We start from the raw sequence: 19084 nt of genomic DNA, 5'->3' as shown, positions 1-19084 counted from the left end.
GCAACTACAGCAATCTATTTTGCAGCCTCTGTTATCTTATTTGTAACTCACCCCACATTTTTGCAACATTCTACTAGTTTTTTGCAACTCCTATTAATTTAAGACTTTTTTGCTAGAAAAACTCATCCTTTTGACCGACCACAATTAAATGCTAAAAAGATATACTAAGTCTATACAAAAATTCACCCCCCAGTCGAAGCGGCAACTTGCAAGCTTCTTAACTTAAATCAATTAAGATATCTTTATAAAAAACTTATTATTTGACACATCTTTCTTAATTGATTAGAATCAACTATGTTATTTAGTATGTGCAACAACTATTCTTATATTAGTAAATACCTAAGAACTGGTTGATATTGATCACAATAAAGTTGCTATAGCAACATCTTTACGTAAATATATTAGGAGGAATTATTATGTCAAACGTATTATTTATTAAAGCAAATTCACGCCCTACTGAACAGGCTGTAAGTGTTCAATTATATGAGGCTTTTTTACAAAGCTATAAAGAATCTCATCCTGAAGATACAGTTACAGAGCTTGATCTTTTCCAAGAAAACTTACCTTACTATGGAGTAGACAGTATTAACGGAATGTTCAAACGTAGTAAAGGAATGGAATTAACATCAGAAGAAGAACATGCAGCAAATACAGTTCAAAAATATTTGGATCAATTCCTTGCAGCAGATAAAGTTGTTTTCGCCTTCCCACTTTGGAACTTCTCAGTTCCTGCTGTTCTTCACACGTACATGGATTACTTATGTCAAGCAGGAACAACATTCAAATATACAGCAGAAGGTCCAGTAGGATTATTAGCTGATAAAAAAGTTGTCCTTTTAAATGCACGTGGTGGCGTTTATTCTGAAGGTCCTGCTGCATCAAAAGAAATGTCGGTTAACTATGTAAAAACACTTTTAGATTTCTTTGGTATTAAAGAAACAACAGACGTAATAGTTGAAGGTCATAACCAATTCCCTGACCGTACGAACGAAATTATTGAAGCTGGTATTCAAAAAGCTGCTTCTGTTGCTACTCAATTTTAATCAGGACTTTCTTGATAGGGAATATAACACTTGAAAAAGATAAATACTAAATAAGTGTTAGATAAGTAACACAAAACTGCCAGTGCGGAGGGATTTCTTTGACGATTCTTAGCATGATTATAAACTTATTAATTAGGTTTTATAGAGGTTTATTCACGATTAGTAGAGAAGTTTCAAAACTAACATACAGAATGAATGTACCTTCTTTCATTTAAGAATAAATAAGAAAAACCCATGGCATATGCAAAAAAAGCGAGCACATTACTGCTCGCTTTTTTATTTACTTTTTCCTAGCTAAAGCAGCTCGGTCATCTACAGATGGTGGCTGTTCAAACCAACCGTTTTTTATTAATATATTCGCCCCATCTTCAGCATAAATCCCTATTTCAGCAAGTAATCTCATGTACTTTAAAATAACATCTTTTCTTTGACAAGTTGATAAGGCGGTACCATAATAGCCTACTGTTACTGAAACTAATGATACGATATGGAACAGCATAAGTTTGTCGGAAAATGGGGAGACCGTAGAATTAGAAACTTCTGATGTCCAGTTCCTTGGAGCTGGTAAATTATCTTCTGATAGAATATGTGTAAATACATCATTATGCTTTTTACACATATTTGCTCCTCTTTGAAAATATTCTCTTACTTCCTTGGAATGACACACTTGGCTAAAACCTATTTCTAAATCTATTTTCACAATCGTTTTTTGCATATTGTAATAAATGTTTCCTACTTCGATACCGTTTAAAGGTCTCTTTTTCGTAAACCATCCGCCTAGATAGCTTTGCTTATCTACAACATCTATTTCATGTGGCGTATTAATGTAAGGTGGTCGACTAAATACCCCTTTATGTAGCATTAATTCAAGTATTTTATCATATAAAGTTGTAGCCTCTTGATTACAGTGTATAAAGTACTCTCTTTGGTCAGCTCTTACCGAAGTTCCAACCGCTAGTGAATAGCTATTCATACCATGTTGTGTCATCACATAAAGATATTGCATCATGAAGTTATCTGAAAACAAAGGTGGTGCATTAAGATTAATATCTTCCTCTGTAAATCCTATTGGTGGAGGAAACTTTTCCATTTTTAATAATACCTTTACCTTTTCAACATGTGTTTTAGATAAATTTAGTGCATATTCTAGGATTGATTTTACTTCCTGATCCTTTGCAGTCTTTATAAAATAAGTTAAAACACAAACCGACATACTATCATTCATATATTGACCCCAAAGTGCAGTAATCTCAGGCCCGGTTAAGCGAACGTTTTGAGACATAGTAACCTCCTTTACCACAAATTATTTGTTAGGGAGATAATTTTCATTCATTATCTTCCATCCTTGATCATTTTCCACATCAAATTGACAAGATCATGCTATAACTCTAAACTTATGAATAGACATATTTAGTAAATTATAGGAGCCGTATAAATGACACTTTCTTTAAACGACTATATTAGTATTTTCATTCACCAAACCGACTTAGAATTAACCAGTTATGTTAAAAATAAATTATCACCCTTTAATATCGCTCCTGAGCAAAATTTAATTATGATGTTACTTTGGGAACATGATGGACGTAGTCAAAATGAAATTGCAGCCAAGTTGAATAAAGATAAAACCAACATTGCAAGAATGTCATACGGCCTTGAACAAAAAGGCTTTATTAAAAGAAGAATGTGTCCAAATGACCGACGGGTTCAACGATTGTATTTAACTGAAAGTGGACTCAAGCTTAAAAAACATATTATTCCAATTGCTGAACAATTTAACACTCTTGTTTGTCAAAATATCACAACCGAGGAACTCGAACAACTTAGAAAAATCCTTTTAAAAATGCGAGCAAATTTAAGATGACAATTAGAAACCTGATGAAGGTTTCTTTTTATTTTGTTTACCTTCTTTTCTAATCGGGAATATCAATACCACTTCAACAACATACTTTTCAGCTTTCTTCACATAATATGACAGGATAAAAAATGAGGAGGTAGTTTCTTTGAGCAATAATCAAAATCAACAAAAACAAACAATGCCACCACAGCATCAAGATGTACAACCTGGTCATGAGGATATGATGAATCCACAACCAAAATTTGATGATACTTCTTATACAGGAAGTGGCAAACTGAAAAATAAAGTAGCGATCATCACTGGTGGAGACAGCGGGATTGGACGAGCTGTTGCCGTGTTTTTTGCAAAAGAAGGTGCAAATGTTGTGATTTCTTACTTAAATGAACAAAAAGATGCAGAAGAAACGCAAAAGCATGTTGAAGCACAAGGTCAAAAATGCTTACTTGTAGCCGGTGATATTGGAGATGAGTCTGTTTGTCAGCAAATTGTTTCAAAAACCATTGATGCATTTGGTCAACTCGACATCGTTGTTAATAATGCTGCTGAACAACATCCGCAGAAAAGTATTGAAGATATAACAAGCGAACAATTAGAAAGAACATTTAAAACAAATATTTTCTCATTTTTCTATTTAACAAAAGCTGCTCTTCCTCATTTAAAGAAAGGCAGTGCAATTGTTAACACCTCTTCTGTAACGGCATACGCAGGAAACGAACAGCTTATAGATTATTCTGCTACAAAAGGTGCAATTACAACCTTTACAAGATCACTTGCACTTTCACTTGCAGGAAAAGGAATTAGAGTAAATGGTGTTGCACCAGGTCCTATTTGGACGCCACTTATTCCTTCAACCTTCCCTGCTGATCAGGTTGCAACATTTGGCTCAAACGTGCCAATGAAGCGGCCAGGGCAACCAGAGGAACTTGCTCCTGCTTATGTATTTTTAGCAAGTGACGATTCTTCCTACATGTCTGGTCAAATGATTCATGTTAATGGTGGGAAAATTGTGAATGGGTAATTAATTAAAAAGGCTGCCGAAATAATTACGGCAGCCTTCCTCTTACTTCTTCTTTCCACGCTTTTTGGCCAATACTAAAAAGATGATAAATAGTGTTGGTACAATAATAAACACACTAATAAACGGAATATTTAAACCGGTTTTTTCTTTTATCTCATATATTTCGGCAATCTCTCTATCAATGATAAACTCATATTCATTGTTTTCCTCTTCAAATGTATCTCCAGTTAGAAGTCCTTGAAGTTTTTTATTCTCTGCTATTTTATCATAAGAAATTTTCACTTTCTGTGATTCTGTTGAATTATTAATAGCAACTACGACCGTTTCTTCTTCATACGTTCTCTTAAAAATAATCATCCCATCTTTTTCATACAGCAACTCATAGTCACCTTTTGTTAAAGAAGGTAGAGTTTTCCTGACGATCGCAAGTTTTTCAAGATAATCAATCAATTCTTCATCTGATTGAAAGTTCATTAACGGTCGGTTCGTAGGCGGTTCTCCCCCATCAACAGCAATCTCAGAGCCATAGTACACGATTGGTGTTCCAGGAATGGAATACATATAAGCAAATGCCATCTTCAACCTTACACCAGGATGTTGGTTATTTTGAATGGCATGTCTTGTAAAACGAACCGTTTCATCGCTATCAACATATGTGCTAAGTAGAGGTGATGATTGTTCTGTAACTTCTGTAACAGGTTTTAATGATTGATCAACATTAGTAAATGCTTGGGTAGCTGCTTCATAAAAGGGAATATTCAGCAACGAATCAAAACCGGATTCCATATAAGCAGAGATCACATCTGAATCATGTTCTTTTACAGTTCCTACTAAATAATAATCCTTATTAATTTCTTTTAGTTTTTGATGAAATTCCTGCCAAACTTCCTGATTCACTTCATCAGCTTGTTTTATGTAATACCCATCTATCCCTGTTTCTTGCATCCATGATGTTGCAGTTGAAATCATATCTTCATTTTTCTGTCCATAATCTAGCATAATTTTCATGTTAAGTTTATGAGCTTCATCAACGAGTTTCTTTACATCTTCAACTGTTCCAGCATGCTCATCAATCTGCTTTACCTCTGAGTTCTCAGTTTCTTTAAACACTGAAGATAAAATCAGGGTGGTAAATCCCATTTCATGAAGATAATCTATTTTTGTTAGAATTCCTTCAATATCGCCGCCATGGTATGCTGCAGGATCCTCAAAATTCAGGTCATCTCCATCATTATTCGGATCTGCATTATTAAAGCGATCAACAACTACATAATAGGCAATCTCTTCCTGCCATGCCTTTTCTTCTTTTTCAGCTGCGCTCACAGGGAAGGCATAAAAAAGAAGTAACGGAATGAGGAAAAGTTTTAAAGCTTGTCTACGCATTTTGTTCCGTTCCTCCTACATTCTTATATCACTACGTTCTTAAGAATATCGCTTCAGGCAACCGACCGTCAAATGTAAATGATCTTCTCTCCTTAAAAATGATTTTTCAGTGAATATCGTTTATGTGTTTTGAAGAAGCTTAGTAATACAAAATCTACTAAGGAGGTATCCATGCAAAAAGAAGCCATTTATCATCGTTCAAGAGATCAATATGCTTATCCTAATTTTGATGGAACTTTTCATATTCAGCTCCGAACGAAAGCACAAGATATAAGCTCTGTAACTGTTGTTTATGGAGATCCCTTTGAGTTTCATGAAAGCAATTGGGTTCACACAACTAAGGAAATGAGTATTAGTGGAAGTGATGGTTTTTTTGATTATTGGTTCATTAGCATCTCTCCTCCACAACAGCGATTACGATATGCGTTTCATATTAAAAGCGGTAACAAAGAGCTATTTTTTACAGAGAAAGGAATTTACGAAACTGTTCATGAAGACTTTTCAGCCTATTTTTGCCTTCCTTATTTTCATCAATCCGACGTGTTTGCAGCACCTGATTGGGTAGAAAATACTGTTTGGTATCAAATTTTTCCTGATCGGTTTGCGAACGGAAATGTTCATAATGATCCAGAAGGTACGCTTCCATGGAATAGCACTGAACCTACACCAACTACTCTATTCGGTGGAGATTTAGAAGGAGTCATAGAACACCTAGATTACCTAGTTGAGTTAGGCATAACCGGAATTTACTTTACGCCAATTTTTAAGGCACATTCTAATCATAAATACGACACGATTGATTATTTTGAAATCGATCCACAATTCGGAGATAAAAAAATACTTAAAAGGCTAGTTACTTCTTGTCACGATAAAGGCATAAAGGTCATGCTTGATGCTGTGTTTAATCATTGCGGAAAAAACTTTCCACCATTTCTGGATGTGCTTCGAAATGGTCAAAACTCTCCATACAAGGATTGGTTTCATGTATCTATTAAAGAATCTGGGGAGATTCATTATGAAACCTTCTCTTTTGAAAGGTCGATGCCAAAATTAAACACACAACACCCGGAAGTAAAAAAATATTTAATAGAAGTTGGTCAGTATTGGATAAAAGAATGTCATATTGACGGCTGGAGATTAGATGTTGCAAACGAAATTGATCATCAGTTTTGGAGAGATTTTCGCCACGCGATAAAGTCAATCAATAAAGACGTTTATCTTGTTGGAGAAGTGTGGCATGATGCGATGCCATGGCTTGAAGGAGATATGTTTGATGCTGTAATGAACTATCCGTTCTCAAATTTGCTGCATCGTTTTTTTGCCTATGATGATCTAAATGCAAAGCAATTTTCAGATGAGCTACAAAGGTATTTACATCAATATCCACAACCTGTTTATCAGTTCTCCTTTAATATGGTCGGAAGTCATGATACTCCTCGAATTTTAAATCTTGCTAGAATGAACAAACAACGAGTCAAATTATTAAGTGTTTTTCAATTTAGCTTTTATGGTTCTCCGTCTATTTACTATGGAGATGAAATTGGCCTATCAGGTGAACAAGACCCAGGATGCAGAGGCTGTATGGTATGGCATGAAGATCAGCAAGACAGTGATATGCTTTCATTTATGAAGAAACTCATCAAGCTCCGTAACTCTTATCCTGTCCTTGCAAATGACGGAGCATTTTCGATATTAATGGCCGACGAATCAACTAATGTCCTTTGTTATCAAAGAGAAAATAATAAGCAGTTAGTTTTGATCATCATAAATCTTTCATCACAAAAACAAACACTTCCATTGCCCGTTAAATTGAAGGATCGCACCATTCATGATCTTTGGAACGAAGAAGAATATGCCGCCCATTCAAACGAGTTATCAGTAACACTCAATGCTAATGAGTTTGCTTTATTGCTAATCGAGTAGAAAAGGGAAATTAGTTTTCCCCTTTCCTCTTTACCTCCTAAGAATCATTTTTCGGTACTCAATTGGACTTGTTCCCTCCATCCTTTTGAAAAGCTTTGAAAAATAAGTGGAATCCTCAATTCCTACTTCTTGTGCTATATTGGCAATTTTATCATCAGTTGTTGCTAATAGTTTTTTTGCTTGATTCATTCGGTATTTGTTTAAATACATATTCGGAGTTTCACCGACGATTTTTTGCATACAACGCGTTACATAATCAGGGTGAAAGTGAAGAGCAGCGGCGATGTCCTCCATTTTCACCTCTTCTTTATAATGCTCTTGTATATAATTAACAGCTCCCTCCACAACTTTCTCAGCTGCTGTTGGAATTTTGCATGCTTCTTTTTGTAAATATAATAAAAATTCATGGAAGTGCAGCTGCTGTCTTAGTTGATAATCAGGTGTTTGATGATCAACATTTAAAATGTTAAGAAATATCGTTTCTATAAAATTTGGATTCTCAATCTTTCCAAAGCATGGTATGGAAAATTTATATGTTGGAGGTGTCTCGTGGTCACCTTTTGATATTTGGATATCCGCCCAATTCGTAATCCCCTCTTCCACAAGCTCATAATGAGTTGGAATCGCAAAATGCAGCCAATAGTACTCTGTCCTCATTGAGCCGCCTTTATGTCCATAATGTTCAAAACCGGGAACTAAAAGGATATATTGTCCTTTTCTTACTGTGTATGGAATTTCAGCTTCTGTTATATATAGTTCACCAGATTTTACATAAATCAAATCAAACACAGTAAAAACTCTTCGAAAATGCTTTGTACCTTTTTCAAAAATAGCAATTCCCCCCTGAATAAAAGTGGGAGAAGGCGGTGCAAAAAACTCAATATGAAACATCATAAATTCTCCTTTAGGTCGTATTTATCCAAAATATATCGCTATTCTCTCTTTCTATTATACTGCAATGTTTGTAAACTTATTAAGTATTATCAAAGCAATGTAAAGGAGTTGAACAAAATGGCGTTTGAAAGACAAGGTCGTAAAATCACATTATTTGCACTAACATGGCCAATTTTTATTGAAACTCTTCTGCATATGTTAATGGGAAATGCTGATACATTGATGCTTAGTCAATACTCTGATAACTCAGTAGCAGCTGTTGGAGTTTCCAACCAAATTTTATTTCTATTAATCGTCATGTTTGGATTTATTGCAACAGGTACAACTATACTGGTTGCTCAATATATAGGTGGTACTAATTATAAAGATGCCAAAGAGGTATCAACGGTTTCTCTTTCTGCCAATCTATTATTTAGTATTCTGATTAGTGTTGTCATTGTCATCGCAAGTGAAGACATCCTACAATTGATGAACTTACCACCAGAACTAATGCCGGATGCTACGATTTATTTACAGCTTGTAGGAGGCTTTTCCTTTGTGCAAGCATTAATCATGACATCAGGAGCTATACTGAAGAGCTATGGCTATACAAAAGACACTATGTATTTAACAATCGGCATGAACCTGCTTAATATTATCGGGAACTATTTCTTTATTTTTGGTCCATTCGGGTTTCCGGTACTAGGTGTTCAAGGGGTTGCCATATCCACAGTTGTATCAAGGATCATCGGCCTTTTTGTCATCCTCTATATTTTAAAGAAGCGTGTTCACTTTACCCTTAACTTTAAAGAGCTCTTTAAGCTTCCGGTACACCATCTTAAAAACCTGCTTCATATCGGGGTTCCTACAGCTGGTGAGCAACTTTCTTACAATACGTCGCAAATGGTTATTACAGTCTTTATAACAATGATTGGGACCGAAGCTTTAACCACAAAGGTCTATGCTCAAAATCTAATGATGCTTATTCTATTATTTAGCTTAGCCGTTAGCCAAGGTACACAAATTCTAGTTGGGTACATGATTGGGGCAAAAGATTATGAAGCTGCATATAAAAGATGCTTACAAAGTCTATATTCTGGAATCGTTATCTCTACGCTTATGGCCGTAATCTTCTCGCTCTTCTCGGATTCTTTACTAGGTATTTTCACCTCAAATGAACGTATACTTGAGGTCGGTGGGGTCCTTATCCTCCTAACCATCATTCTAGAACCAGGCAGAGCCTTTAATATGATTATCATCAGCTCATTACGAGTACGGGTGATATCCGCTTTCCAACCTATGTAGGAATACTTTCGATGTGGGGAGTCGCCGTACCAATTGCTTATATCCTCGGCATCCATTTTGATCTGGGACTAATCGGTATCTGGATCGCCTTTATTGCTGACGAATGGGTAAGAGGTATTATTATGTTCTATCGCTGGAAATCCAGAGCATGGATGACGAAACGCTTTTCTCAACATGCTGCTGTTTCATGAGGTAAGTTAATAATGTGGAATTGCAGTCCAATTTGGGCTGCTTTTTTTTGTCTTATTTGAATTTATGAAAGTTTGATCACTTTCAAGTAATGCTTGTCATTTATCAGGTTTATGAAGAATGTTGGGACGTGCTTCTATCTGTGTTTTGGTCTTCATTCGCCTTATGAAGACCATTTGCACAGGCTTCCATCCATGTTTTGGTCTTCATTCACCTTATGAAGACCATTTGTGCGGCTTCCATCCATGTTTTGGTCTTCATTCACCTTATGAAGACCATTTGCGCGGCTTCCATACATGTTTTGGTCTTCATTCACCTTATGAAGTCCATTTGCACAGGCTTCCATCCATGTTTTGGTCTTCATTCGCCTTATGAAGACCATTTGCACAGGCTTCCATCCATGTTTTGGTCTTCATTCACCTTATGAAGTCCATTTGCACAGGCTTCCATCCATGTTTTGGTCTTCATTCGCCTTATGAAGACCATTTGCACAGGCTTCCATCCATGTTTTGGTCTTCATTCACCTTATGAAGACCATTTGCGCGGCTTCCATACATGTTTTGGTCTTCATTCACCTTATGAAGACCATTTGCGCTACATGTTTTGGTCTTCATTCACCTTATGAAGACCATTTGCGCGGCTCCCATACATGTTTTGGTCTTCATTCACCTTATGAAGACCATTTGCGCGGGCTCCCATACATGTTTTGGTCTTCATCTCCCTTATGAACGACACTTCTCTCTCTTCCAACAGCATTTTGTCCATCATCCCTACTCATTCTCTAAAAGTCTGGCTCACCACCCCATATAACAACCAAGCAAAAAAATACTCAGACTAAATAGCTCTGAGCATTTTGATCATACACTTTAAACATATACATACTGTGCTTTTTTCTCATACATCTGCACACAGTTTCTACCGTTCCTTTTTGCCGCATATAAAGCTTGGTCAGCTTGTCTCATTAACTCTTGAATAGTAGGATTTCCATTCTCCGAATTTAAAAGAACAGTTGAAATTCCATAACTAGATGTTATTTGAACCTTATCATTACTAGATACTATAAAAGACCCCGACACTTTCTTTCGTAAATGATCTATCATCTCATATGCTTCCAGGCCCGTTGTATCCGGCATGCAGATGATAAACTCTTCCCCACCGTAGCGTGCAAACAAATCCTGATTCCTTAAATACTTCTTTGTTAATCCAGCGACACTGATTAAAACCTGATCTCCAGCATCATGTCCGTATTGATCATTTACCTTTTTAAAATGATCTATATCAAACATAACGATAGATAAAGAATCACCACTCACAGACAAATTCTTTATCATATCACCTGCTTTATCTAAAAAATAAGTTCGATTATAAATCTTTGTTAATCCGTCTATACTTGCTAGCTCTTTTAACTTTTTCTCCATATTTACTCTTTCTGTTACATTTACTAAGGTGATAATTTTCCCGATTAATGTGCTTTGTTTTGTTTTGACCGGAGAAAATTTAATATAAAAATAGTTCGTTACATCACCAATTTTTAACTGATAATCTCCTTCCTGCTTCTCAAAAATGATATCCAAAAGCAGTGGGTGATCGTTCAGAATATCTCTAACAGCTTTTCCAATAGCATGTGAACCAAACGATGGAAGAACCGCAACAATAGCTGAGTTGTAATCAACAATCACATCATGTTGATTTAACACAATCACTCCTTCTTCTATGCTTTCAAACACGGTTTCTCTTGCAATTGGTACAACGTTAAACATCTGGAAGGATAACAATGCAAAACCATGAAGAATAAACGTAATACTCATTGAAACGGGGCCAAGATCAATACTACTTGGACTCGTTTCAGTTATATAAAAAACACTTCCCATGACAGGAACTAATAACCCTGCAATCATCAAGCTCGTTTGCAAACGAAACTTGTGTGTTACTTTCCGAAACTGCATTAGAAGAATACCAACACTAATGACAATACAAACGTATAAAAAGATAGAATGAATATAGAACCCAGGGCCACCTTCAAGTTTTAGTATAGGAAAAGGGGTATCTGTTCTTACATCCATAGATGTGTAATAAATATGATGAAAATCATTTGTGTAATGCAATGTAATCGTCAAAATCGGAATACCAAATAAAAGAATGTAAAGCCCATTGCTTAAGCTTCTTTCCTACATAGTCAAAACACATAAGCAAAATAAATACTGGAATAAACGGCAAAGCCAAATACTCCACTCTTAACCAAATCTTCATTTGCTCCAAAGAAGTACTCGCAAGCTCAAATGCATAGCCAAAAGCAAAAATAGCACACATAAAAGTTGCTAAAACATAATACCTTCCACCGGGAGCATCCTTTATTTTCACTAATCCATAACCACATAAAAAAATACTTATTGAGCCACCCAAAACACTAATCAGGATGTACATGACTAATTCCTGGTTCATTAACTTCTACCTCGTCTGTTCATCATTGTATTTTTTCATTATATACAGAATCTTCCTACTAAACTAGCTAAAAAAATAAGTAAAATGCTTACAAATACGCAAATGCATATTCCTCTCTTGTCGAGCATACACAAGTTGTACAAAGAAATTTACATCCACTATAATCGTGGATAGAAATGGGGGATTAGTGTGAAAGCAGATGAGTTAACATATAAGGTTTTTCTCATTTGGTATTTTATTGGAATTGTGCTATTAAGCTTTGACCTTATTCCTTCTTATTTAGAGTGGGCAAATGTTGTCTTTCTTGTGTTAGCGGGAGTTATTGGAGGAATTTATTTTATTAAAACATTTGGTGCAGCAATTGGACTAACGATCAGTCTACTAGTTGTAGGGATATCCATATTTGCTGAGCATCTTGGAGTCGAGTATGGACTTCTATTTGGTGACTATTATTATACAAGTGACTTTGGACCTCAATTACTTGGTGTTCCCATTGCCATAGGATTTGCATGGTTAATGGTCATTGCTGGTTCACATGCTATTTCTATTGTCTTAACAGGTACAAATCAATTTATCTCTTATACTCTAATTGGCTCATTGATGGCTGTCTTAATTGATTTAATTATTGATCCAGTAGCATTTGAAGTGAAGCAATATTGGATATGGAATGCTGAAAGCTTTTATTACAATATCCCCATCTCTAATTTTATCGGATGGTTTGTTGTAGCATTTCTTCTTCATTCCATCATTTTTATCATAACCTTAAAATCAAAGCTATCCATATCGGAGTGGCATTCAAGAATTGTATTAGTTTTTTTCCTAGTTATAGGAATGTTTGTCTTTCTTGCTTTAATTCATGGTCTATGGCTTGGAGTCATTTTGACAAGTATTCTTTCCTATCTAACATTTATGTTTTATATGAGAAAAAGAAGCAATTTGAAATGAGGAAAAAGAAATGATTAAGGCAAATAAACAGGCTTGGTTTCAAGCCATTTTTCATCTTTATAATCAACAGCTTCTAAAAAGATATTTTAAAGGAATATATGTTTCTTCCAGTCTTCCTTTACCAACTAGAGCTATAGTTTGTTTAAATCATAGCTCATGGTGGGATTCACTTGTTTTATTTCATTTAAACCGTACTTACCTAAAAACTGATCTCTATGTGATGATGCACGAAAAAGGGATAAGGCAATATCCCTTTTTTCGTAAGCTTGGGGCTTTCTCAGTTAACCGGGACTACCCAAAAGATATAATCTACAGTTTAAAATACAGTGAAGCACTGCTAGATCAAGGTAAAACTGTCGGCCTTTTCCCACAAGGTGATGAGTTTCATTTAGAAAAAAGACCGCTCACCTTCCTGCCAGGAGCAATTGCGTTACAAGATAAACGACCTTCAGTTCCAATCCTGCCAATAAGCTTTTACTACTCATTTGGACATTCGAAAAAGCAGGAGATTTATATTGTGATAGGAGAACCTATCGATTCTTTATCGTTTACTGGAAAAACACGTAAAGAGAGAAATAAGGAGTTTGAAGATACTTTCACATCACAACTGAATTTATTAAAAAACAAGGTCGTACATGAACAAACAAGCTACTTTCGTCAGATACTTTAGATAGGAATGTGATTAAGTTATGAAAAAGGTTGTTATCATAGGAGGCGGTTTAGGAGGATTAGCTGCTGCTATTTCTTTAGCCGCTAAGGGATATAACGTACAAATCGTTGAAAAAAACAATCATATTGGCGGAAAACTAATGCCTTATAAACTAGGCTCACATCAATTTGACTTTGGACCAAATACGATCACCATGCCTCAAATATTTAAGCGTGTTTTTGAACTAGCAGGTGAGAAGTCGGAAAATTATCTTACCTTTCAAAAGCTACCGATTCATACTCGTAATGTTTTAAGTAACGGACAAATATTAGATTTCACCAATGATCACACACACATGAAGAAGCAGCTTGCTCAGGTAGATGAATATGGGGATAAGCACTTTCATTCATTTGTTGACGAAATAACACGTCTCTACACTTTGTCAGAAAAGCACTTCTTTTATAAAACCTTTCAATCATGGACAGATTATGTGTCACCAACACTTGCTTCTGCTCTCTTAAGAGTCCGACCGTTTGAATCACTTCACCATTTTTTCAGTCGTTATTTTAGGAAAAGAGAAGTGATTGAAACATTTGCACGCTATGCAACCTATATCGGTTCCTCTCCATACAAGAGTCCAGCAACATTTAGCATGATTGCTTATTTAGAGCTTGTACAAGGAGTATATTTTATTAAAGGTGGTAATGTGCGTTTAGCTGAAAGCTACGAACAACTCGCTAAGAAGCTAGGAGTCGAAATTACTTTAAATACAACTGTAACAAAGTTAAACGTTGATCATAAAAAAGTGACTTCCATCCTGTTAGCAAACGGTGAAACCATCTCTGCTGATGAAGTAATCATGAATGCGGATCTATTAAAGGCATATCCTGAGTTAGTTGAAAAACAATATCGCCCACATTTTTCAGATGTAAAACGGAATCGCTATGAACCATCTATTTCGGCATTTGTTATTTTGGCAGGCTTATCCATACGGAATCCACAGCTTCTTCATCATAATGTCTTTTTTTCAAAACAATATAAAGAGGAATTTCAAGAGATGTTTCAAGAACAAAAATATAGTAAAAACCCAACTGTTTATATAAGCAACAGCTCAATAACAGATCCTGAACAATCACCAGAAGGCGATAATCTATTTATTCTAGTCAATGCCCCCGCTTTAGGCAGAAATGGAGAAGCAGAAATGAATCCTCATGAATATAAAGAACATATTTACTCCCTTTTAGAGAGTAAAGGTCTTTCTATTAGAAAACATCTTGTACAAGAGCGAGTCATCACGCCACAGGACATTTCAACTAAATTTGGTGCCTATCGTGGCACATTATACGGCTTATCAAGCCACAAACGCAAAGATGCATTTTTAAGACCTAGCAATTTCTCAAAAGATATTCGTAATTTATCCTTTGTTGGCGGCAGCACCCATCCTGGTGGAGGCTCTCCGATGGTTGTAATTAGTGGGTTAAATGTAGCTGAGGTTTTGGCAAAGCGGCTGTAAAATGCTATTGAAATTCTGCAAAACGTGTTGGTTGATTAAATGACAAGGTCAAGTTGATAGATTACATGAAAATAGACAAAATCTAATAAGGGACAGCCTATTTCTAGCGCTGCCCCCTCTCTATTACCCTGATATCCTCGACAAAATAGTAGATTTCTCATCGTTCGTAACAAATTGTTTCTCCGAAAACACTCGATATCCTTGATCTCGAATTTTTCTTAAAATCTCACGATAAAATAGCGCCGATGCTTTAACAGGAGTACGTGAGGCAATTGGATAAAGATGCATGGTTTCCAGTGCTCTTGTATAGTACATCTCAGCTTCCTGCGCCATATGTTCCCATAGCTGAATAAAATCTGAATTAATAATCCCGTGCTGAAGTTCAAGATGTGAATAGTGATATTTCAGCAATAATTCCTTTGGAATATAAACACGGTCACGCTGTAAATCTTCTCCAATGTCACGTAGAATATTGGTAATTTGCATACCTAGGCCAAGTGCGATGGCACCGTCTTTGAGTGCTACTTTTTCTTTTGGAGCCAAAATTGGTAACAGCATGAGTCCTACTGTACTAGCAACATGATAGGAATAATCAAGCACCTCATTCATCGTTTCATAGCGTGTTTTGACTAAGTCCATTCCCTGTCCCTTCAACATGTCGAAAAACGGTTTATCATCTAATTGAAACCGGGAGAAAGCATCTTTTAGCGCAACCCACATATATTGATTATTCAGTGGCATGACTCCATTTAAAAATAACGTAAACTCCTGTTCAAATTGTTTTAGTTCCTCATGTGGAGAGCTACCTTCATCAACAATGTCATCAACTATTCGACAAAACGCATAAACAGCCCACACCGCTTTCCGCTTTTCTTCAGGAAGCAAAGAAAATGCCTTATAAAAGGTTTGTGAGTGTTGCCTAATCATTTGTTCACATTGTCTATACGCTATCTCTACATTGACCATTCTTTTTTCCTCCGTTCGGCATCCTGTAGTAATTGCTCGACCATAAGCTTTGCACCTTGCATTACAATTGGTATGCCTCCACCCGGGTGAACGGATGCTCCAACTGCATAGACATTTTCATATCGAGATGGTTTTGCTTGAGGACGAAACACACCTGATTGAAAAAGAATCGGTGCTATTCCAAAGCTTCCCCCTGAAAAATCCCTTCACTTTCTGCATCATTTGGTGTACGCACCTTTTGCCAAACAATATGCTGTCTTAAATCTGGATACCCTCTTTTTTCTAATGAATCAATTATTCTCTCAACAAACGATTGTTCACTAGACCATTCAATATGAGAACCCGCTGGTACTGGAACTAAAACGTACAACACCCCTTTTCCTTCTGGTGCAAGGGTGGAATCAATTACCGATGGATGAAACGTATAAAATGCCGGGTCGTTAGGAACAACTTTTTCTTCGAATACTTCACTCATATGGCTTGAAAAATCTTTCCCCATAAAAAACTGATGGACAGGTGTATTTTCATAGATTTTATCTAATCCAAAATAAAGCAATAAACAGCTTGATGAAGGAGTATAGCTTCTTTGAGTAGACTTAGAAGGATCGAGTAGTGTTGATATAACAGGATAATCTCCGTTTAAGATAACCGAATCTGCTTTTATCCACTGCCCGTTCACATTCACCCCTGTTGCCCGATTTCTGGTTAATGTAAGAGACGCTACCTCAGAATTTAAGAAAACCTCTATTCCTCTCTTCTCAATTTCTCTATTCAATACATCTACTAAACTTGCATAACCGCCTTTTAAATAATAAATTCCATGTTTATGCTCACTATATGAAATAAGCGAATAAAGAGCCGGTGATTCGTATGGATTTCCGCCTATATAAAGTGATTGCAAAGAATACGCCAATCTCAGATTTTCTTCTTTAAAGTATGTTTTAAGAGATTGATAAACCGAGCGATATGCTTTAAGTTTTAATAATGTTTTAATATTTTGTTTTGACCAAAAATCCTTTTTCTGGACAAAGGAACGTTTGATGAAACGGTCCATTCCTAGTTTAAAATGTACATCCATATCTTTCATGAAGTTTAGGTACCCAGCTTGTTCCTCTGGGTATAATCTTCTTAGTTCATTAAGCTGCTTAGTCTGATCTGAATATTTTTCATACGTTGCTCCATCGTGAAAATGTATTTTGTATAATGGATCAATCCTAACTAATTCATAATCACCACGAGTAATTCCCGCTTCGTTTAACAACTCTGTTATCATCTCAGGCAGCAGTACAATCGTTGGTCCCTCATCAATTTTGTAGTCATCTTGCTCAATAAAAGCCAACCTGCCACCTAGACGATCTCGTTTTTCAACGATCATTACGTCAATTCCATTTTGATGCAAAAGCAGAGCCGATAGTAAGCCGCCAATTCCTCCACCAACAATAACGGTTTTCATCTTACATCCCTCACTTCTCCTGTTTGTAGATATATCGAATCCGGCTGTTTCTTATATTGGTTGTTTATTGCCTTTGTCGTGATACGTGCTGATTCGAGAATCGTCGGAAGACCACTGCCAGGATGGGTACCTCCCCCAACTAACCAGCAATTCTTTAACTCTTCAAATTCATTATGTGGCCGCAAGACCATCATTTGAGAAAGCTGATGTCCTAAGTTAAATGTTGCTCCTTTATAGACAAACAGGTCTTCTTCCCAATTCTTAGGTGTAATGATTTTTTCAACTTCAATGTGCTCTTCTATGTTTTTAAACATTGTTTTTTCTTGTAATGTTTTTAATACAAGATCTCTAAATCTATGTTTTTCTTTCTCCCAATCTAGTTGACTATAATTACTTGGTACCGGAGCCAGGATATATAGTGCTGAATGTCCCTCCGGAGCAAGATTTGGATCTGTGACACTAGCATTCTGAACATAAATGGATGGATCTTCAGGCATTGAGTGAGTTTTCGTAATTTCTTCAACATTTTTCTTATAATCCTGAGCAAACACAATTGTATGATGTGGGAGATCGTATTGCTTGTTTATGCCAAGATAGATCATGAATGTTGAACAAGAAAATTTCTTTTTCTGAAGTTTTTTCTTTGAATACTTTTTCAATACACCTTCATCCACCAAGTTTGTCATTACATGGGCAAAATCACCGTTAATGATCACTTCATCAGCAAACACTTTTCGACCATCCTCAAGCTGAACGCCTTTTACTGTTTTTCCGTCCAATACTAACTTCTGCACTCCCTGGTTTAAGTGAATTTCTCCCCCAAGCTCTTCAAATGCCTTTGCCATTGCCTTTGAAAGCTGATTCACTCCTCCCTTTGGGTGGTAAATTCCATACTCATGCTCCATATATGAAAGAATGGAAAAAGCTCCGGGGCATTCCCATGGTGACATGCCTAGATATTTAGATTGAAAAGTAAATGCTAGCTTAACACGTTCATCTTTAAAATATTTTGAAAGAACTTCATATAAACTTTTAGAAACAGTGAGCTGTGGCAATGCCTTGATCACACGCCATCTAAAATAATGGTAAAATCGATCCATTTTGCTTTGTAAGATAGGTGTGAGGGCATTCATTTTATTTCTTGTATCATTCATAAATTTTAGGTAGCCATTTCCTTCACCTTGAGAAAGTTGATTTAGCCTCTTTATCATTTCATCTTGATTTCTTGTCATATTAATTGTGGCATCATCGAAAATTAGTTGATACATTTCCTTTAGTTCAATAAGTTCAACATAGTCATGAAGGTTTTTTCCTACCGTTTGAAAAATTTCTTCCGCGATATGAACCATGCTTAAAAATGTAGGGCCCATATCAAATGTATAGCCTTTTTCATGAATGAAAGAGTTTCTGCCCCCAATATACGATTGTTTTTCGAACAAATGAACTTTATGCCCCTTGCTGGCTAATAGCATAGCTGCTGCTAATCCACCAGGTCCGGCCCCAATAACAACCATTTTTTTCATGATG

Annotated in this window: 16 protein-coding genes and 2 pseudogenes; 8 read left to right on the top strand and 10 right to left on the bottom strand. The window is 36.1% G+C overall.

Annotated elements, in window-relative coordinates:
• The first annotated feature begins 416 nt into the window (after positions 1 to 416).
• Entirely contained in the window at positions 417 to 1043 is a 627-nt protein-coding gene (locus tag MVE64_RS17855) for an FMN-dependent NADH-azoreductase (protein ID WP_247339957.1), read from the top strand.
• A gap of 280 nt (positions 1044 to 1323) precedes the next feature.
• Here the strand turns inward: MVE64_RS17855 and MVE64_RS17850 are convergent, their stop codons facing one another.
• On the bottom strand, positions 1324 to 2325 hold the full coding sequence (locus MVE64_RS17850) for a DUF3231 family protein (RefSeq protein ID WP_247339956.1): 1002 nt from the start codon (positions 2323 to 2325) through the stop codon (positions 1324 to 1326).
• Positions 2326 to 2478: 153 nt separating this feature from the next.
• Between MVE64_RS17850 and MVE64_RS17845 the strand changes: the two genes are divergently transcribed.
• Positions 2479 to 2904, top strand: a complete 426-nt coding sequence (locus MVE64_RS17845) for a MarR family winged helix-turn-helix transcriptional regulator (protein ID WP_247339955.1) — start codon at positions 2479 to 2481, stop codon at positions 2902 to 2904.
• A gap of 139 nt (positions 2905 to 3043) precedes the next feature.
• The gene (locus MVE64_RS17840; RefSeq protein WP_281730382.1) at positions 3044 to 3916 is read left to right on the top strand and encodes an SDR family oxidoreductase; all 873 of its coding nucleotides are present in this window, start codon (positions 3044 to 3046) and stop codon (positions 3914 to 3916) included.
• Positions 3917 to 3958: 42 nt separating this feature from the next.
• Here MVE64_RS17840 and MVE64_RS17835 read toward each other — a convergent pair whose 3' ends face one another.
• Positions 3959 to 5299: an alpha-amylase family glycosyl hydrolase gene (locus MVE64_RS17835; RefSeq protein ID WP_247339954.1), complete on the bottom strand. Its 1341-nt coding sequence runs from the start codon at positions 5297 to 5299 to the stop codon at positions 3959 to 3961.
• Positions 5300 to 5470: 171 nt separating this feature from the next.
• Here MVE64_RS17835 and MVE64_RS17830 point away from each other — a divergent pair, with 171 nt between their 5' ends.
• The gene (locus MVE64_RS17830; protein ID WP_247339953.1) at positions 5471 to 7222 is read left to right on the top strand and encodes an alpha-glycosidase; all 1752 of its coding nucleotides are present in this window, start codon (positions 5471 to 5473) and stop codon (positions 7220 to 7222) included.
• A gap of 30 nt (positions 7223 to 7252) precedes the next feature.
• On the opposite strand, the gene MVE64_RS17825 is transcribed toward MVE64_RS17830, so the two are convergent.
• Positions 7253 to 8113: a helix-turn-helix transcriptional regulator gene (locus tag MVE64_RS17825; protein WP_247339952.1), complete on the bottom strand. Its 861-nt coding sequence runs from the start codon at positions 8111 to 8113 to the stop codon at positions 7253 to 7255.
• 120 nt (positions 8114 to 8233) lie between these two features.
• On the opposite strand from MVE64_RS17825, the pseudogene MVE64_RS17820 reads away from it, so the two are divergent.
• A pseudogene (locus tag MVE64_RS17820) lies at positions 8234 to 9591 on the top strand (MATE family efflux transporter).
• 161 nt (positions 9592 to 9752) lie between these two features.
• On the opposite strand, the gene MVE64_RS17815 reads toward MVE64_RS17820, so the two are convergent.
• The 4 genes from MVE64_RS17815 to MVE64_RS28165 all read right to left on the bottom strand — a co-directional run bounded on the left by MVE64_RS17815 (position 9753) and on the right by MVE64_RS28165 (position 12031).
• Positions 9753 to 9953: a hypothetical protein gene (locus MVE64_RS17815; protein ID WP_247339950.1), complete on the bottom strand. Its 201-nt coding sequence runs from the start codon at positions 9951 to 9953 to the stop codon at positions 9753 to 9755.
• A gap of 109 nt (positions 9954 to 10062) precedes the next feature.
• Entirely contained in the window at positions 10063 to 10203 is a 141-nt protein-coding gene (locus MVE64_RS17810) for a hypothetical protein (RefSeq protein WP_247339949.1), read from the bottom strand.
• 252 nt (positions 10204 to 10455) lie between these two features.
• The gene (locus tag MVE64_RS28170; RefSeq protein ID WP_425593968.1) at positions 10456 to 11706 is read right to left on the bottom strand and encodes a histidine kinase N-terminal 7TM domain-containing diguanylate cyclase; all 1251 of its coding nucleotides are present in this window, start codon (positions 11704 to 11706) and stop codon (positions 10456 to 10458) included.
• The gene (locus MVE64_RS28165; RefSeq protein WP_425593967.1) at positions 11678 to 12031 is read right to left on the bottom strand and encodes a histidine kinase N-terminal 7TM domain-containing protein; all 354 of its coding nucleotides are present in this window, start codon (positions 12029 to 12031) and stop codon (positions 11678 to 11680) included. The genes MVE64_RS28170 and MVE64_RS28165 overlap by 29 nt, the downstream gene beginning before the upstream one ends.
• 189 nt (positions 12032 to 12220) lie before the next feature.
• Here MVE64_RS28165 and MVE64_RS17795 point away from each other — a divergent pair, with 189 nt between their 5' ends.
• Genes MVE64_RS17795 through MVE64_RS17785 form a run of 3 tightly spaced genes read left to right on the top strand, consistent with a single transcriptional unit; the run spans position 12221 to position 15138 of the window.
• Positions 12221 to 12976 carry a carotenoid biosynthesis protein gene (locus tag MVE64_RS17795; protein WP_247339948.1) on the top strand — a complete coding sequence of 252 codons (756 nt, stop codon included), beginning with the start codon at positions 12221 to 12223 and terminating at the stop codon, positions 12974 to 12976.
• Positions 12977 to 12986: 10 nt separating this feature from the next.
• Positions 12987 to 13646 carry a lysophospholipid acyltransferase family protein gene (locus MVE64_RS17790; protein ID WP_247339947.1) on the top strand — a complete coding sequence of 220 codons (660 nt, stop codon included), beginning with the start codon at positions 12987 to 12989 and terminating at the stop codon, positions 13644 to 13646.
• 19 nt (positions 13647 to 13665) lie between these two features.
• On the top strand, positions 13666 to 15138 hold the full coding sequence (locus MVE64_RS17785) for a phytoene desaturase family protein (RefSeq protein WP_247339946.1): 1473 nt from the start codon (positions 13666 to 13668) through the stop codon (positions 15136 to 15138).
• A 123-nt stretch (positions 15139 to 15261) separates the two neighbouring features.
• Here MVE64_RS17785 and MVE64_RS17780 read toward each other — a convergent pair whose 3' ends face one another.
• The 3 genes and pseudogenes from MVE64_RS17780 to MVE64_RS17770 all read right to left on the bottom strand — a co-directional run bounded on the left by MVE64_RS17780 (position 15262) and on the right by MVE64_RS17770 (position 19080).
• Positions 15262 to 16104, bottom strand: coding sequence for a phytoene/squalene synthase family protein (locus MVE64_RS17780; protein ID WP_247339945.1), 843 nt, complete (start codon positions 16102 to 16104; stop codon positions 15262 to 15264).
• Positions 16092 to 17557, bottom strand: a pseudogene (locus MVE64_RS17775) (phytoene desaturase family protein). The gene MVE64_RS17780 and the pseudogene MVE64_RS17775 overlap by 13 nt, the downstream one beginning before the upstream one ends.
• Positions 17554 to 19080 carry a phytoene desaturase family protein gene (locus tag MVE64_RS17770; RefSeq protein ID WP_247339944.1) on the bottom strand — a complete coding sequence of 509 codons (1527 nt, stop codon included), beginning with the start codon at positions 19078 to 19080 and terminating at the stop codon, positions 17554 to 17556. The pseudogene MVE64_RS17775 and the gene MVE64_RS17770 overlap by 4 nt, the downstream one beginning before the upstream one ends.
• Positions 19081 to 19084 lie beyond the last annotated feature (4 nt).

The sequence above is a fragment of the Metabacillus endolithicus genome (genome assembly GCF_023078335.1).
GTDB lineage: Bacteria > Bacillota > Bacilli > Bacillales > Bacillaceae > Metabacillus > Metabacillus endolithicus.
The sequence above is the reverse complement of the archived record's forward strand: the minus strand, read 5'-3'. Positions and strand labels throughout refer to the sequence as shown.

Coding starts and splice junctions, on each gene's coding strand:
- MVE64_RS17855 (WP_247339957.1), top strand. CDS start 417: ATGTCAAACGTATTATTTATTAAAGCAAATTCACGCCCTACTGAACAG.
- MVE64_RS17850 (WP_247339956.1), bottom strand. CDS start 2,325: ATGTCTCAAAACGTTCGCTTAACCGGGCCTGAGATTACTGCACTTTGG.
- MVE64_RS17845 (WP_247339955.1), top strand. CDS start 2,479: ATGACACTTTCTTTAAACGACTATATTAGTATTTTCATTCACCAAACC.
- MVE64_RS17835 (WP_247339954.1), bottom strand. CDS start 5,299: ATGCGTAGACAAGCTTTAAAACTTTTCCTCATTCCGTTACTTCTTTTT.
- MVE64_RS17830 (WP_247339953.1), top strand. CDS start 5,471: ATGCAAAAAGAAGCCATTTATCATCGTTCAAGAGATCAATATGCTTAT.
- MVE64_RS17825 (WP_247339952.1), bottom strand. CDS start 8,113: ATGTTTCATATTGAGTTTTTTGCACCGCCTTCTCCCACTTTTATTCAG.
- MVE64_RS17815 (WP_247339950.1), bottom strand. CDS start 9,953: ATGAAGACCAAAACATGGATGGAAGCCTGTGCAAATGGACTTCATAAG.
- MVE64_RS17810 (WP_247339949.1), bottom strand. CDS start 10,203: ATGAAGACCAAAACATGTAGCGCAAATGGTCTTCATAAGGTGAATGAA.
- MVE64_RS28165 (WP_425593967.1), bottom strand. CDS start 12,031: ATGAACCAGGAATTAGTCATGTACATCCTGATTAGTGTTTTGGGTGGC.
- MVE64_RS17790 (WP_247339947.1), top strand. CDS start 12,987: ATGATTAAGGCAAATAAACAGGCTTGGTTTCAAGCCATTTTTCATCTT.
- MVE64_RS17785 (WP_247339946.1), top strand. CDS start 13,666: ATGAAAAAGGTTGTTATCATAGGAGGCGGTTTAGGAGGATTAGCTGCT.
- MVE64_RS17780 (WP_247339945.1), bottom strand. CDS start 16,104: ATGGTCAATGTAGAGATAGCGTATAGACAATGTGAACAAATGATTAGG.
- MVE64_RS17770 (WP_247339944.1), bottom strand. CDS start 19,080: ATGAAAAAAATGGTTGTTATTGGGGCCGGACCTGGTGGATTAGCAGCA.